Genomic DNA, 14,693 nt, shown 5'->3' on the forward strand with positions numbered 1-14,693 from the left:
GGCGGGTTCTCAGCGGCTTCCTCGCGAGGACAGCTTTTTTCCTCGTGGCGGAGCCACTTGGAAAAAAGATCCCGCAGCGAGGAAGCCGCTGAGGTTCCGCCATCCGACCCACTACTGAGGTCAGGAACCGAAGGCAGGCAGGCGATCAGGATTCGCCGACGCGGTCTTGGAGGGCCGCGTGCTTGTCGTGGACCATCGTTTCGAGGTCGGCTTGGAAGGTCGCCATCGCGGCGCGCAGCCGGACGCCCAGCTCACCCGAGTCCGCGGCGAGCGTGCGGATCGCGAGCAGCCCCGCGTTGCGCGCCCCGCCGACCGAGACGGTCGCGACGGGCACGCCGGCGGGCATCTGCACGATCGACAGCAGCGAGTCCATCCCGTCGAGGTGCTTGAGCGGCACCGGCACTCCGATCACCGGCAGCACGGTCGCGGAGGCGACCATCCCCGGCAGGTGCGCGGCTCCGCCCGCCCCGGCGATGATCACGCGCAGGCCGCGGTCGGCGGCGTCGCGGGCGTAGTCCAGCATCCGCTGCGGCGTGCGGTGCGCCGAGTACACACCGGCTTCGAAGGGCACGTCGAACTCCGCGAGGGCCTGCCCCGCCGCCTGCATCACCGGCCAGTCCGAGTCGCTGCCCATGATCACGCCGACCAGTGGCCGCTGCTGCGTCATCTCCGGTTCCTTTCCCACCCCGGCAAGCGGAGCCCGAGCCGCACCCGGCCGCCCCGCTCCCCCGTTGATCTCGTCACGTCACCGCACCCGCGCGGCCGCCCCACCCATCTCACCAGCAGCCCCGACTCACCCCGCCCCCCGGCCCACCGACCCGAACCCCCGCCACAGCAGGACGCCAAAGCCCGCCTAGCGACAAAGCCGTGCCTAGGGCTGCGAAGCCGTGCAGCAGGGCGAGCGAAGCCACGCCTGCCTCGCGGCGAAGCCGTGCTTTGGGCGGCGAAGCAAGCCTGCCTTGCGGCGTAGCCGTGCCTGTATGTGCGAAGCACATAGCCCACGTCCAAAAGCCGACCACCGGCGGGTTCTCAGTGAGCCTCTCGCGAGGACGGCGTTTTCCCTCGTGGCGGAGCCACTAGGGAAAAAGAATCCGCAGCGAGAGGCTCACTGAGGTTCCGCTAAATGACCACCCAAGCAGAACGAGCCCGATCAATGCACGAGATGACCGTCTGCCCATTCTCCGTGGGATAGGAAGTGGGCTGCGAGGTCCGCTTCGCGGCGGGTCGAGGCCATCTCGTCGCCGAGGACGGTCACGTGCCCGACCTTGCGGCCGGGGCGTTCGGCCTTGCCGTACAGGTGGACCTTCGCGTGCGGGAACCGCGCGAACAGGTGGTGCATCCGCTCGTCCACACCCATCTTCGGTTCCGTCGGGGCGCCCAGCACGTTCGCCATGACCACGGCCGGAGCGGTCAGCTCCGTGCTGCCCAGCGGGTAGTCCAGCACCGCGCGCAGGTGCTGCTCGAACTGCGAGGTCCGGGCGCCTTCGATGCTGAAGTGCCCCGAGTTGTGCGGGCGCATCGCCAGCTCGTTGATCACGAGCCCGTCGTCGGTCTCGAACAGCTCCACGGCGAGCACTCCGACGACGCCGAGCGCGTCGGCGATGTGCAGCGCCATGTCCTGGGCTTCGTTGCGCAGCGCCTCGGACGCGTCGGGGGCGGGCGCGAGGACCTGCACGCAGATCCCGTCCGACTGCACGGTCTCCACCAGCGGCCACGCCGCGCCTTGCCCGAACGGAGAGCGCGCCACCAGCGCAGCAAGTTCCCTGCGCAGCGGCACCCGCTGCTCGACCAGCAGCGGAGCGCCGCTTTCCAGGAGTTCGCCGACGACGCGCTCCGCGCTCTGCGGGGTGTTCAACGTCCACACGCCGCGTCCGTCGTAGCCGCCGCGGGCGGTTTTGAGCACGCACGGCCAGCCGTGCTCGGCGCCGAACTCCAGCACCTGCGCGACCTCGGTGATCTCGGCGAACGGCGGCACCGGCAGGCCCAGTTCGGTGAGCTTGCGGCGCATCACCAGCTTGTCCTGCGCGTGCAGCAGCGCGTCCGGACCGGGGTGCACGGCGACTCCGGCGGCGACGAGCTCGCGCAGGTGCTCCCCGGGCACGTGCTCGTGGTCGAAGGTGACGGCGTCGCAGCCCTGCGCGAACGTGCGCAGCGCGTCCAGGTCGGTGTGCGCACCGAGCTGCACGTCCGGCGCGACCAGCGCCGCCGGGTCCTCGGGGTTGACGGCCAGCACCTTCAAGGACTGGCCCAGGGGGATGGCGGCCTGGTGGGTCATCCGCGCGAGCTGCCCACCACCGATCATGCCGACGACAGGAGTACGAGTGCGATGGTCCACGAGTCGGGGAGCCTACCTGAGCTGGTCGTTTTGCTTTGGGGGTCGGGTGGCGGAACCTCAGCTTCCTTCTCGCTGCGCCCCTGGCCGGTGTGGCAGTTTTTTCCCAAGTGGCTCCGCCACGAGGGAAAAAGCCGTCCTCGCGAGAAGGAAGCTGAGAACCCGCGGGTGAGCGGCTTCTCGACGTGGGCTATTCGCTTCGCGAATACAGGCACGGCCTTCGGCCGCAAGGCAGGCTTGCTTCGCAGCAACGGCACGGCCTTCGGCCGCAAAGGCACGGCCTTCGGGCGTGGGGTTGGTCAGTCCAGGGTTCCGAGCATGGCGCAGGCCGTGGCGTGGTCCGTGGGGAGCGGTTCTTGGCGGACTCGGACGGGGCCGACCGGGTGTAGGGCCGGGTCGGCGGCTATGCGGCGGTGCACCAGCTGCCGGATCCGGTCGCAGCGGGTGTGCAGGCACGGCTCGCGGGGGGCCAGGACCGCGGCCGTGTCGGAGCGCAGCAGCGACACGGTCTCGCCCGAGTCGAACACCTCCCGGAGCACGTCCGCGGCCAGCACCATCGCCATCATCAGCGGATAGCCGCCCGTGTCCGCGGAGATGTCCAGCGACACCGTGATCAGCACGTGGTCGGTGTCGACGGGCCTGCCCGCCGCGAACGCTCCCCGGTACACCTCGTGCAACCGGGTGCGCAGGTAGGACGCCGTGGTCAGGCCCGTCAGCGGGTCCTGCACCTCGCGCCCCACGGTGTACTCGGCCTGCACGTCGGCCCAGCCGAGCGCCAGCGGGCGCAGCAGCCAGGCGGGCACCGCGTCATGATCGGGCGAGACCAGGCCGTCCGTGCCCTCGTCGATGCTCACCGCGTGCAGCGCGGCCACGTCCAGCAGCGCCTCGGACAGCCCGACACCGGCCTCCGCGCGCGCCGCTCCGAGCCTGCCCAGCGGCTCGGTCAAGTCCTCGCCCAGCGCCACGGCCCGGCACACCGCGTCCACCGCCCGCACGCCCCAGTCGCTCGGGAACGGCCAGCCCGCGGCGAGGCTCGCCGTGCGCCAACGCATCCGCAACGCCCGATCGACCCCGTTGCAGCCCTGAATCCAATTGCTCATCCTGACCCCCTTTCACCGGGGAGACGACCTGCGCCTTCGGTCATGACGGAACACTGGGTGCACGGCGCTCGGAGGCGTCGATCACAATGGTCGGGGCGCTGATTCGCATCACGTTGGCGGATCGACGGCCGGTGGCGCGAATGGTTCGATAAAGCCGATCTGCTCCGATCGGCGGTGTCCGGACAGGGCCGGTCGCCGGACCGCGCGGTCGCGCCACGGCCCGCCGAGACCCCGCCCCGGCCGGAGTGCGCGTCCCGACCAGGGACTGCGCACCGGGTTCTCCTGGCCCGCGGAACCGAACAGCGACCGACGACCCCGAACGATGGCAACCCGGACAGGGACCACACAAAGGAAGGTGCGGCGTGGCCACAGCCCCGGCCGAAGCGCAGGGTCCCAGCGACGGCGAGCTGATCGAAGCCGTCCGGCACGGTTCGACGGAGGCCTACGGGACGCTCTACGAACGCCACGTCGCCTCCGCGCACAACATGGCCAGGCAGGTCGCGAGATCGCAGGCCGAAGCCGACGACCTGGTGTCGGAGGCGTTCGCGAAGGTGCTGTCCACGTTGCGCGGCGGACGCGGCCCGACCACCGCGTTCCGCGCCTACCTGCTGACGGCGCTGCGCCACGTCGCCTACGACCGCACCCGGCGGGAACGCAAGGTGCAGCTGGCCGAGGACGTCACCGAGGTCTCCGGTGCCGAGGTGAGCGTGCCGTTCACCGACACAGCGCTCGACGGCCTGGAGCGGTCGATGGCCGCGCGCGCCTTCGCGCGGTTACCGGAGCGCTGGAAGACGGTCCTGTGGCACATCGAGGTCGAAGGCGAGACGCCCTCCCAGGTGGGCCCGCTGCTCGGGCTCACGCCGAACGGGGTGTCCGCGCTCGCCTACCGGGCCCGTGAAGGCCTGCGGCAGGCGTACCTGCAGGTGCACTTGAGCTCGCTGGACGACGACGAGCCCGGCGTGGCCTCCTGCCGCGCCGCGGCGGACCGGCTGGGGGCGTGGACGCGCGGCGGCCTGTCGAAGCGGGAGACCGCGCAGGTCGACAACCACCTCGACGGGTGCGACCGGTGCCGCGGGCTGGCCGCGGAGCTCGCCGACGTCAACGGCGGCCTGCGCGCGGTGATCGCTCCACTGGTCATCGGCGCGGGGGCGAGCGCTTACTTGCTGTCCGGCGGCGGCACGACGGCCGCCGCGGCCACCGCGGGTGCGGGGGCCGGTGCCGGTTCGGCGGCGAACGCGGCGAGTTCGGTGCCACGGCAGGCGGTGTCCGGCGTCGCGGCCTCGACCGCGCTGGGCCTCGCGGTCGCGCTGGCGCTGACCTCCGGCACCGCTCCGATGCAGCCGGTGGCCTCCGCTCCCCCGCCGCCACCGCCGCCCGCGGTCGCACCGCCGGCCCCGCCGTCGCCGCCCGCTCCGCAGCAGCCCGCGCCGGAGCCCGTTCCGGCACCCGCGCCGCGCCCCGCGCCACCGGCTCCGGTGCCGACGCCGAAGCTCGACGCGCACGGCCCGACCGAGCCGCTGACGCTGGTCCCCGGCGGCGACCCGGCGGCCCTGCCCATCACCGTGCGCAACTCCGGCACCGGCCCATCCGAGCCGGTCACGGCGATGCTGACGCTGCCCCCCGGCGTCAGCTCGGAGATCCCCGGCGTGACCAGCACGCAGGCCGGTCCCGCCGGGACCGCGCCCGCCTCCGCCCGGACCGCGGCCGCCGCCGGTGGGCCGCCGGTGCGCTGCGAGAGCTGGACGGGCGGGGTGCAGTGCAGCTCCGAACGCGGCCTGAACCCCGGCGAAGCCCTCACCTTCGACCTGCGCACCACGGCCGCCGCGGACGCCACGGGCGGTCAGATCCGCGCCCGCGTCCTGGCCGGCACCGACCTGGACCTGCCGCTGTCGGCGATCCAGGTCCAGATGCGCTCCGGCGACGGGGTGGACGTGGCGCTGTCGACGACGCCGCACCCGGTGCACGACCTGCTGCTGGGCGAGGACGTCCCGGAGGGCCCGCCGCTGCGCCTGCTGCTGGACGTGCGCAACACCGGCGTCACCCGGGGCCGCGCGGAGGCCGTCGCGCAACTGCCGGACGGCGCGCACGCGCTGGGGATTCCGCCGGAGTGCGCGCTGCTGCCGGACGGCGACGAGCTGCGCTGCTCGGCGGAGCTCGACCCGGGCGAGTCGTTCCGGGGCAGGCTGTGGCTGACGGCGCTGCCGGTCGAGCCGAACGGCTCGGCGAACGGGGAGGAACGCGAGGTCACCATCCCGGCGCGGGCGCGGCTCGGCACCGCCGCCGACAGCGCGGAGCTCACCGCGCTCCTCTGGTACCCGTGGAAGCCGAAGCCACCGGAGTGCCCGCTGCCGCCGGACTGGCCGTTGCGGCCGCCGGAGCCGGAGTCGTGGCACTGCTGGATCCCGCCGTGGCCCGATCACCCGCACTTGCCGGAACCGCCCGAGTCCCCGGAGCCCACCGGCACCTCGGAACCACCGGAACCGGCGCCCCCGGAGGAATCGGTGCCCGCCGAGGACCCCGAACCGCCCACCTCCGAACCGGCCCCACCGCTGCTTGCCCCCCCTGCTGCACCCGACCCCGCCCGCTCCGCCGCCCTGGCACGAAACCTGGTGGCCCCTACCCAGCGCCCCCGGACGCTGACCACCGCAGTCACCCCCGGCGAGCAGCGTTCTTCGTCGTTGTCCTGTCAGCGGCAAAGCCGCTGAGCAGCAACCACCCTGCCCACCGGCACCGCAGCGGGTTCTCAGCGTTCTTCTCGCGAGGACGGCTTTTTCCCTCGTGGCTGAGCCACTAGGGAAAAAGATCCCGCAGCGAGAAGGACGCTGAGGTTCCGCCACCCGCCCCCCACGCAGACCGAACACGAGAACAGACGCCGGTTAAAATCGCGGAGATGTCTGTCGTGGAAGCCGTACTGGCCCGTGTTCCGCGCCCGCTGCGGGATCGTGCGGTGCGGCACCGCGAACTGGTCAAGTTCGCGATCGTCGGGGCGAGCACGTTCTTCATCGACTCGGCGATCTTCTACGCGCTGAAGCTGACGATCCTGGTGCCGAAACCGGTCACCGCGAAGGTCATCGCCGTGCTGGTGGCCACGATCGTGTCGTACGTGCTGAACCGGGAGTGGTCGTTCCGCACCCGCGGCGGGCGCGAACGCCACCACGAGGCCGCGCTGTACTTCCTGTTCAGCGGTATCGGGGTGGCGCTCTACGCCGCGCCGCTGTGGTTCTCCCGGTACGCGCTGCACCTGCAGACGCCCTACACGAGCAGGTTCGTCGAGGAGATCGCCGACTTCACGGCCGCGCAGGTCGTGGGCCTGATCCTGGGCATGGTGTTCCGCTGGTGGGCGTTCCGGAGGTGGGTGTTCCCCGCCGACGAGGACCCGGACGACGTGAACCCGACCGGCGGGGACCGCACCGGTTCCGGCGGCGCGGAGGGGTCGGCGAACACCGATGCCGGGGACGCGGCACCGGCCGCCGAGTCCGACCGGAAGGCTCAGCGGGGCCTGGACTCGATCTTCCACGGCACGCCGAGCACGTCATCGGCCCTGGCCACCGGCAAGAAGATCTCGAACAGCGCGGGGCGGGCCTTGCTCAACTCCAACCGGCCGCCGTCGGCCTCCACCAGCGCCCGCGCCAACGCCAGGCCGACCCCGGTGGAACCGCCCGCGGAGAAACCGCGCTCGAACACGTAGGGCACCAGCTGGTCCGGCACGCCCGGCCCGGCGTCACCGACCTCCACCACGACGGTCCCGCCGCCGTTGCGCGCGGTGAGCGTCACCGTTCCCTTGCCGTGGCGCACGGCGTTGTCCAGCAGCACGCCGATGGCCTCGCGCAACCGCCCCGGCGTCGCCCTGGCCAGCAGCCCTTCCGGCACCCGCTGGCGCAGCGCGCGGCCCTGCGAGCGCAGCGGCTCGCGCCACTCGGCAGCGGCCTCCGTCAACGCCTCCGACACGTCGAGCGGTTCCGCGTCCCTGGCCCGCGCGGCCGTCGCCGCCGCCAGCAGGTCGTCGAGCACGTTGGACAGCCGCTCCGCCTGCTCCAGCGCCGCCGCGGCCTCCTCGGACACCTCCGGATCGGGCGCGGTCGCCAACGCCTCCAGCCGCAGCTGCAACGCGGTGAGCCTGCTGCGCAGCTGGTGCGACACGTCGCCGACGAGTTCCCGCTCCCGCTGCACCAGCTGCGACAGCGCCGCCCCGGACGCGTCCAGCGCGTCGGCCACCCGGTCCAGCTCCGGCACCTCGTGGCGCTTCGGGTCCGCCCGGAAGTCGCCCGCGCCGAGCCGCGCCGCGCGCGCCGCCACGTGCCGCAGCGGGTCCGCCAGCCGCCGCGCCGTCAGGCCCGCGACGACCATGCCGGTGCCCGCGGAGAGCACCACGAGCAGCAGCACGAGCCCGGCCACCTGGAACTGCTGGGTCCGCACCGGTGCGCTCGGCGCGGACAGCGTGACGGTGCCGCTCTGCACCATCGGCACGCTCTCCGTCAGCGGCGACGTGCCCGGATCGGAGCCGTAGACGTACTCGTGGTCCTTGGTGCGCACCATCAGCCGCGCGTCCCGCGGCACGGCCAGCAGCACCGATTCCACGTCGATCGGATGCCGGGAGGCGACCTGCTCGTCGAGGGAGGTCGCGATCTGCTGGGAACGGGTGGACAGGTCGGCGCGGGTGAAGTCCTCCACCAGCTTCAGCGCGGTCACGCCCAGCGGCAGGCCCAGCACGACCGCCGTCACCGCCACCGCCAGCAGCGTCGCGATCAGGATCCGCCGGTACACGGGGGTCCGTCAGTCCGCGTTGAAGCGGAACCCGACACCGCGCACGGTGGCGATCCGCTGCTCGTCGGCCCTCCCGTTGCCGTCGCCGAGCTTCCGGCGCAGCCACGAGATGTGCATGTCCAGCGTTTTGCTGCCCTTGCGGCTGGCTTCCGGCCACACCTCGTCGAGGATCTCCTCGCGGGTCACGACCTGGCCCGCGTGCTGCATCAGCACCCGCAGCAGCTCGAACTCCTTGTTCGCGAGGCCGACCTCCTGCTCGTCGACGAGCACCCGGCGCGCCGTGAGCTCCAGCCGCACCCCGGAGGCCTCCAGCGTCTCCGGAGACCCGCGGCGCAGCAGGGCCCGGATGCGGGCCATCAGCTCGGCCAGCCGGAACGGTTTCGCCACGTAGTCGTCGGCGCCCGCGTCGAGCCCCACGACGAAGTCGACCTCGTCGGTGCGCGCGGTCAGCATCAGCACCGGCAGCCCCCGGCCCTGCGCGCGCAGCCTGCGGCAGACCTCCAGCCCGTCCATCTCCGGCAGGCCGAGGTCGAGCACCATCAGGTCGATCCCGCCGGAGGACGCCTCCTGCAGCGCCGAAGGGCCGTCCTCGATGACCTGCACCGAATAGCCCTCCCGCTGCAATGCCCTCGACAACGGCACAGCAATGGCTGGGTCGTCCTCGGCCAGCAGCACTACGCTCACGCACCCCACCCTAGAGGTCGGTCATGATCAGGTTGGGCTCCTAGGCGGTTAGTGGTGCCCGCGCGGTCTGGTAACCGCACCGCAGCGGGCGTGGCGACCCGCCGAGCGGAGCGCGGCGCGGCGGCTCAGTAGGGTTCGGCGGGTGACCAACGTCGATGATCTGGAACTGGCGCTGCGGCTCGCGGACACCGCTGACGCGATCACCTCGGACCGGTTCCGCGCCCGCGATCTCACCGTGGACCGCAAACCCGACCGGACGCCCGTCACCGACGCCGACCTCGCCGTCGAGGACGCCGTGCGCGCGGTGCTCGCCGAGCAGCGCCCCGACGACCGGGTCGCCGGGGAGGAGCGCGGCGGGGACATCTCCGCGGCGCGGACCTGGGTGCTCGACCCGATCGACGGCACGAAGAACTTCCTGCGCGGCGTGCCCGCCTGGGCCACCCTGATCGCGCTCGTGCAGGACGGGACGCCGACCGCCGGGGTGATCAGCGCTCCCGCGCTGGGCAAGCGCTGGTGGGCGGCCGCCGGGCGAGGCGCGTGGACCGGGACGAGGGAGGCCGCCGAGCGGATCTCGGTGTCCGGCGTGCGGGAGATCTCCGACGCCTACGCCTCCACCACGCACCTGGGCAGCTGGGTGGAGCACCACTCCCGCGAGTCCTACCTGCGGCTGGTCGACGCGTGCTGGGAGAACCGGGCCTTCGGCGACTTCTGGCAGCACTGCCTGGTGGCCGAAGGCGCCATCGACATCGCGGCCGAGGCGATCGTGAACCCGTGGGACGTGGCCCCGGTGCAGATCATCGTGCAGGAAGCGGGCGGCACGTTCACCGACCTGAGCGGCCAGGTCGGCTTCCAGGGCGGCTCGGCCCTGAGCAGCAACACCCACCTGCACGGCACCGCGCTGGAACTGCTGCGGCGCTGACCGGTTCGCGCTGCGGGCGGTGGCGCGCCACCGCCGGGCTCGCTCCGGAGTCAGGGGGCCGGGGTGCCGTGCGGAGGTGTCGCCGGTTCCCGGGGCGCGGTGCCCGCGGGCGGCCGGGTCGCGGAGTGGTCGGGATCGGTCGGGCCGATGACGCCGCGCAGCGCCTGGGTCCAGGTGAGGCGACCGAACAGGTAGAAGCAGGCGACCTGCTCGCTGCCGAACCGCGCCCAGTCGTAGCGGTTGCCCTGCTCGCGCCAGAACACCTCCCAGCCGGGCACGCCGTCGATCTCCTCGCGCAGCAGGCACCAGGTGTGATCGGCCTCGGTGCCGAGCGACACGAGCTCCGCCGGGACGCCCATGGCCGTCAGCCAGCCGAGCATCGATTCGGTGTTCACTGCGCGATCTCCTCCGTGGCCTCGTGCCTGTCCCCGCGCGGCGCGGCGCGGTCCGACATCGGTCGGGTCGGGCGCTCCGGCGGTGCGCCGCGCTCCGCCGCCGCGGGTTCGCCGCGATCCGGCGCCGCGGGCTCCTCGCCGCGGTCCGCCGCGTCGATGACGTCGCGGTCGAGCCGCAACGTGCCCGCTTCCGCCGCGAGCCGCGCCGCCGTCAGCTCCGCGAGGTGGCCCAGCGCCACCAGCTCCGCCAGCGAATGCGTCAACCGGTACCGCACGCCGCCACCGGCCCCGCCGAACCACGCCGCCGACACCGCCCGCCACACCGGCAGCGGCCGCAGCACCCGGTACCGGCGGTACGGCAGCTCCAGGTACTCCGGCGGCAGGCTGCGCCGGGTGAACGCGGTGCCGTCCGGCGCCGCGACCCGGCCGGTGCCCGAACCCAGCGCGTCGAGCACCGTGTCCGGAGCCAGCACGATCGGCTCCGCCTGCTCCGCGCAGCCCTCCGGCACCGACTCCGACGCGGGCCAGCGATGCCCGGCGGGGCCGGTGTACCGGCGTTCCCATTCGAGCTCGCCGAGCTCGGCCAGCGGATCGTGGCCCGCGGTGAAGTCGCCGGGGCGCTCCGCTCCGACCGGTTCGTCCTCGGGGACCGGGACCTCGCCGGAGCGCACCCTGGCGAGGGCGTCGCGATCATCGACGAGGTCCGCACGGGGATGGTCCCGGGGCGGGAACCTGCGTCCGGCCAGCGGATCCACGGCCGCGTCCGGAATCGGCAGCTCGCGGCTGGCGCTGGCCGCGGCGACCGGGAGATAGCCGATCGGGAACTGGTGCAGCATGAACGCCACGGTCTCCTTGCGGTCCCCCTGGCGAGGGCGAACGTCGGCGTGCTGCTCCGCGGGCCCGCCCGGCCGCTGCCCGAAGTGCTGGTGACCGGGCCGCGGCCCACCCGGACCGGGCGCGGGCCCGCGCTGGTCGGGCCGCGCCACCTGGCCCTGCGGCCCCGGGCGACCGGGCTGGTCCGGCCGGTTCGGGTGCGCCGCGCGACCCTGCCGACCGGCCTGGTTCGGCGTCGCCGGGCCCGCGTGCCCCGGACCGCGCTGCGGAACCTGCTGCGGAGCGCCGCCCTGCTGACCGGGCGGCCGTCCGGACTGCGCCGGTGCCGACCGCGGTACTGGCCCGCCCGCTCCGCGCGGCGACCGTCCCGGCGCACCGGCGAACCCGCCCGCCTGCGCCGGTCCGCTCTGCGCCGCCGACGACCACGCCTGGCGCACCGGATGCGGTGCGGTCACCGAAGCCGGGTCGACGTCCCCCGGCCCCCACCCGGCGTGCGGCGCGCCGGAACCGCGCACCTGCACCGACACCGGACCCGTGTGCTCGCCGTCGCCGCGCCACGACCCGTCCGCGCCGCCGATCCCCCGCGACGGCGCCGAATCCACGTCCGCACCGGTCGTGCCCGACGCCACGTCCTCGTCGGCACGACCTGCCGGCTCGTCGTTGACCACGGCCACTCCCCTCTCCGCACACGCCTTCGGCGCCGCTGGGCACCGCTTCGGTCGAGCACCGCCGGAGCGCGCCCGCACGTGCCGCGCCGAGCACGTGGGACCGGGCAACCCGTGGGACGCACGCCGCGCGTAGATGGTTCCACGTCGATCCACTCCGCCCCGAGCCGGACCACGGCACCGTCCGCCACCCGGCGCAGCCGGGGCTGCGATGATCCGGGGCATGGTGGCGATCGCGTACGACGACCTCACGCCCGGCCGGGTCTTCGACCTGGGCACGGTGCGGATCGACCGGGACGAGATGGTGGAGTTCGCCCGGCGCTTCGACCCGCAGCCGTTCCACTTGGACGAAGAAGCGGGCAAGCGCTCCGTGCTCGGCGGCCTGTGCGCCTCCGGCTGGTACACGTCCTCGCTGTGGATGCGGGCCTACGTCGACCACGTGCTGGCCGACTCCACCTCGCAAGGATCACCCGGCGGCAACGAGCTGACCTGGTCCGCTCCCGTGTTCCCCGACGACGAACTGCGGTTCGGCATGACCGTCAACAGCGCACGGCTGTCGAAGAGCAAACCCGGCCTGGGCCTGGTGGAGATCACCGGAACAGCCGACCGCGACGAAGAACGCGTCATGCGCTTCACGTTCCTCGGAATGTTCGGCACCCGCGCGTAAGCCCGCGCCTTGGGCGGCGAAGCCGTGCAGTGGACGAGCGAAGCGAAGTCTGCCTGGCGGCCGAAGGCCGTGCCGTGGGCGGCGAAGCCAGCCTGCCTCGCGGCCGAAGGCCGTGCCGTGGGCGGCGAAGCCAGCCTGCCTCGCGGCCGAAGGCCGTGCCGTGGGCGGCGAAGCCAGCCTGCCTCGCGGCCGAAGGCCGTGCCGTGGGCGGCGAAGCCAGCCTGCCTCGCGGCCGAAGGCCGTGCCGTGGGCGGCGAAGCCAGCCTGCCTCGCGGCCGAAGGCCGTGCCGTGGGCGGCGAAGCCAGCCTGCCTCGCGGCCGAAGGCCGTGCCGTGGGCGGCGAAGCCAGCCTGCCTCGCGGCCGAAGGCCGTGCCGTGGGCGGCGAAGCCAGCCTGCCTCGCGGCCGAAGGCCGTGCCGTGGGCGGCGAAGCCAGCCTGCCTCGCGGCGAAGCCGTGCCCGTATTCGCGCAGCGAATAGCCCACGCAAGCAAGGTGACCACCCGCGGGTTCTCAGTCGGTCTCTCGCGAGGACAGCTTTTTCCCTCGTGGCGGAGCCACTCGGGAAAAAGATCCCGCAGCGAGAGACCGACTGAGGTTCCGCTACCCGGACACCCCAGCAACACCAGCCGTGGAAGCAATCAGTAAACCCGACATTCCACGCACCACCGAAACCACACGCCCAGCCGGGGAAGGCTCTAAAACCCCCACGTCAAGCCGAACCCGACTAGGGCCGCAAAAGCGCGGGGCGGGGTTCTTCAGGTGAGGGCTTTGACCACTCGGGAGGGGCTGGGGCGCCCGAGGTGTTCGGCCAGCCAGGTGCTGGTGGCCGCCAAGGCCCGGAGGTCTACGCCGTGGTGGATGCCCAGGCCGTCGAGCATCCAGATCAGGTCTTCGGTGGCCAGGTTGCCGGTGGCGGACTTCGCGTAGGGGCAGCCGCCGAGGCCGCCCGCCGAGGAGTCCACGGTGGTCACTCCTTGGCTGAGTGCGGCGTAGGTGTTCGCCAGCGCTTGGCCGTAGGTGTCGTGGAAGTGCACCGCCAGCTGCGAGACCGGCACGCCCGCCGCGGTGAACGCCCGCAGCACCGACTCCACCTGGCCCGGGGTGGCGACGCCGATGGTGTCGCCGAGCGAGAGCTGCGCGCAGCCCATCTCCAGCAGCCGCCGACCGGCCGACACGACCTGCTCGACCGGCACCGGCCCTTCCCACGGGTCGCCGAACACCATCGACAGGTACCCGCGCACCGCGATCCCCTCGCCGACCGCGCGGTGCACCACCGGCTCGAACATCGCGAACTGCTCGTCCAAGCCCCGGTTCAGGTTGCGCCGGGTGAAGGACTCGGTGGCGGCGGCGAAGATCGCGATGTCGCGCACCCCCGCCTCCAGCGCCCGGTCGAGGCCGCGGGCGTTGGGCACCAGGACCGGGTACCGCACCCCGTCCCGCTCCTCCAGCCCGGCGAGCACTTCGGCGGCGTCGGCGAGCTGCGGCACCCACTCCGGGCGCACGAAGCTGGTGGTCTCCACGATGCTCAGCCCCGCGGCGCCGAGCCGGTGCAGGAATTCGAGCTTCACCTCGACCGGGACGACGCCCTGCTCGTTCTGCAGCCCGTCGCGCGGACCGACCTCCCAGATCGTCACCGCGTCCGGCAGCCCGGCCGGCTCCGGCGACGGCACCCGTGCGGGCAAGCCCAGGTCCAGGGTGCTCATCGGCGTTCCCACCTCTCCTGGTCGTCCTGCTCGGACTCGTCGTTGACCTCGCGGTAGAGCAGCGTGTGCACCCGCTCCACCTTGGGGATGTCGTCGAACTCCAGCGGCTCGTCGGACGCCGACTCGACGATCAGCGTGCCGCAGCCGAAGAGGCGGTCCACGATGCCGTGGCTGAACCGGACGCTGTTGATGCGCCACATCGGGATGTCCACACCGGTGCGGGTGAACACGCCTTCGCGCACCATCAACCGCCGCGAGGTGACCACGAAGTGGGTCGTGCGCCAGCGGACCAGCGGCGCCAGCGTCCACCAGATGATCAGCACCCCGCCGACCGCGCCGAGGGCGATCCACAGCGGCACGTTCCAGGGCAGCTCGGCGGCCAGCGCCGCGAGGTAGGAACCCCCGCCGACCACGATCAAGAACAGCACCACCGGGACGACGAGCATCTTCCAGTGCGGGTGCGTGTGCACCACCACGTACTCGTCTTCACTCAGCAAGCCGTCCGGATATGCCACCGGAGATCCCTCCCTCAATCACCACCGTCGATCACGCTACCCGCCCGGGATGCGTCGCGGGACGCGCTGCGCAGCGGGTCGAGCGGCGGAACCCGGGCGGCGGTCCGGGTGCGC

General features: G+C 73.1%; 11 protein-coding genes and 2 pseudogenes. 4 read left to right on the plus strand and 9 right to left on the minus strand.

The window, feature by feature from the left end; genetic code table 11:
• Nucleotides 1-145: 145 nt before the first annotated feature.
• From purE to BJ969_RS24180, 3 genes are all read right to left on the minus strand, one after another.
• Entirely contained in the window at nt 146-667 is a 522-nt protein-coding gene (gene purE, locus BJ969_RS24170) for a 5-(carboxyamino)imidazole ribonucleotide mutase (RefSeq protein WP_184482387.1), read from the minus strand.
• A 483-nt stretch (nt 668-1,150) separates the two neighbouring features.
• On the minus strand, nt 1,151-2,335 hold the full coding sequence (locus BJ969_RS24175; protein WP_184482390.1) for a 5-(carboxyamino)imidazole ribonucleotide synthase: 1,185 nt from the start codon (nt 2,333-2,335) through the stop codon (nt 1,151-1,153).
• 296 nt (nt 2,336-2,631) lie between these two features.
• Nucleotides 2,632-3,432, minus strand: a complete 801-nt coding sequence (locus BJ969_RS24180) for a hypothetical protein (RefSeq protein ID WP_246457089.1) — start codon at nt 3,430-3,432, stop codon at nt 2,632-2,634.
• A gap of 362 nt (nt 3,433-3,794) precedes the next feature.
• Between BJ969_RS24180 and BJ969_RS30665 the strand changes: the two genes are divergently transcribed.
• Nucleotides 3,795-6,137: a sigma-70 family RNA polymerase sigma factor gene (locus tag BJ969_RS30665; protein ID WP_343071578.1), complete on the plus strand. Its 2,343-nt coding sequence runs from the start codon at nt 3,795-3,797 to the stop codon at nt 6,135-6,137.
• Nucleotides 6,138-6,322: 185 nt separating this feature from the next.
• Nucleotides 6,323-6,796, plus strand: a pseudogene (locus tag BJ969_RS24190) (GtrA family protein); the annotation flags it as partial.
• Nucleotides 6,797-6,921: 125 nt separating this feature from the next.
• On the opposite strand, the gene BJ969_RS24195 reads toward BJ969_RS24190, so the two are convergent.
• Nucleotides 6,922-8,196 carry an ATP-binding protein gene (locus BJ969_RS24195; protein WP_184482393.1) on the minus strand — a complete coding sequence of 425 codons (1,275 nt, stop codon included), beginning with the start codon at nt 8,194-8,196 and terminating at the stop codon, nt 6,922-6,924.
• Nucleotides 8,197-8,205: 9 nt separating this feature from the next.
• Nucleotides 8,206-8,880, minus strand: coding sequence for a response regulator (locus BJ969_RS24200; RefSeq protein WP_184482396.1), 675 nt, complete (start codon nt 8,878-8,880; stop codon nt 8,206-8,208).
• Between the two features lie 142 nt (nt 8,881-9,022).
• Between BJ969_RS24200 and hisN the strand changes: the two genes are divergently transcribed.
• Entirely contained in the window at nt 9,023-9,799 is a 777-nt protein-coding gene (hisN, locus tag BJ969_RS24205) for a histidinol-phosphatase (RefSeq protein WP_184482399.1), read from the plus strand.
• Nucleotides 9,800-9,942: 143 nt separating this feature from the next.
• Here the strand turns inward: hisN and BJ969_RS24210 are convergent.
• Together BJ969_RS24210 and BJ969_RS30915 are read right to left on the minus strand one after the other, a co-directional pair.
• Nucleotides 9,943-10,194 (minus strand): annotated as a pseudogene (locus BJ969_RS24210) (hypothetical protein); the annotation flags it as partial.
• Nucleotides 10,191-11,696: a glycohydrolase toxin TNT-related protein gene (locus BJ969_RS30915; RefSeq protein WP_184482402.1), complete on the minus strand. Its 1,506-nt coding sequence runs from the start codon at nt 11,694-11,696 to the stop codon at nt 10,191-10,193. The pseudogene BJ969_RS24210 and the gene BJ969_RS30915, both read right to left, overlap by 4 nt.
• A gap of 220 nt (nt 11,697-11,916) precedes the next feature.
• Between BJ969_RS30915 and BJ969_RS24220 the strand changes: the two genes are divergently transcribed.
• Nucleotides 11,917-12,360, plus strand: coding sequence for a MaoC family dehydratase (locus BJ969_RS24220; RefSeq protein WP_184482405.1), 444 nt, complete (start codon nt 11,917-11,919; stop codon nt 12,358-12,360).
• A gap of 756 nt (nt 12,361-13,116) precedes the next feature.
• On the opposite strand, the gene BJ969_RS24225 is transcribed toward BJ969_RS24220, so the two are convergent.
• Both BJ969_RS24225 and BJ969_RS24230 read right to left on the minus strand, forming a co-directional pair.
• Nucleotides 13,117-14,064 (minus strand): hydroxymethylglutaryl-CoA lyase, encoded by a 948-nt coding sequence (locus BJ969_RS24225; protein WP_184482408.1) that lies wholly within the window; start codon nt 14,062-14,064, stop codon nt 13,117-13,119.
• The gene (locus tag BJ969_RS24230; RefSeq protein ID WP_184482411.1) at nt 14,061-14,579 is read right to left on the minus strand and encodes a PH domain-containing protein; all 519 of its coding nucleotides are present in this window, start codon (nt 14,577-14,579) and stop codon (nt 14,061-14,063) included. The genes BJ969_RS24225 and BJ969_RS24230 overlap by 4 nt, the downstream gene beginning before the upstream one ends.
• Nucleotides 14,580-14,693 lie beyond the last annotated feature (114 nt).

This window comes from Saccharopolyspora gloriosae (genome assembly GCF_014203325.1).
GTDB lineage: Bacteria > Actinomycetota > Actinomycetes > Mycobacteriales > Pseudonocardiaceae > Saccharopolyspora_C > Saccharopolyspora_C gloriosae.

What these genes read in the sequence shown, in the direction of transcription:
- purE (WP_184482387.1), bottom strand. Translation starts at nt 667, where the DNA reads ATGACGCAGCAGCGGCCACTGGTCGGCGTGATCATGGGCAGCGACTCG.
- BJ969_RS24180 (WP_246457089.1), bottom strand. Translation starts at nt 3,432, where the DNA reads ATGAGCAATTGGATTCAGGGCTGCAACGGGGTCGATCGGGCGTTGCGG.
- BJ969_RS24220 (WP_184482405.1), top strand. Translation starts at nt 11,917, where the DNA reads ATGGTGGCGATCGCGTACGACGACCTCACGCCCGGCCGGGTCTTCGAC.
- BJ969_RS24225 (WP_184482408.1), bottom strand. Translation starts at nt 14,064, where the DNA reads ATGAGCACCCTGGACCTGGGCTTGCCCGCACGGGTGCCGTCGCCGGAG.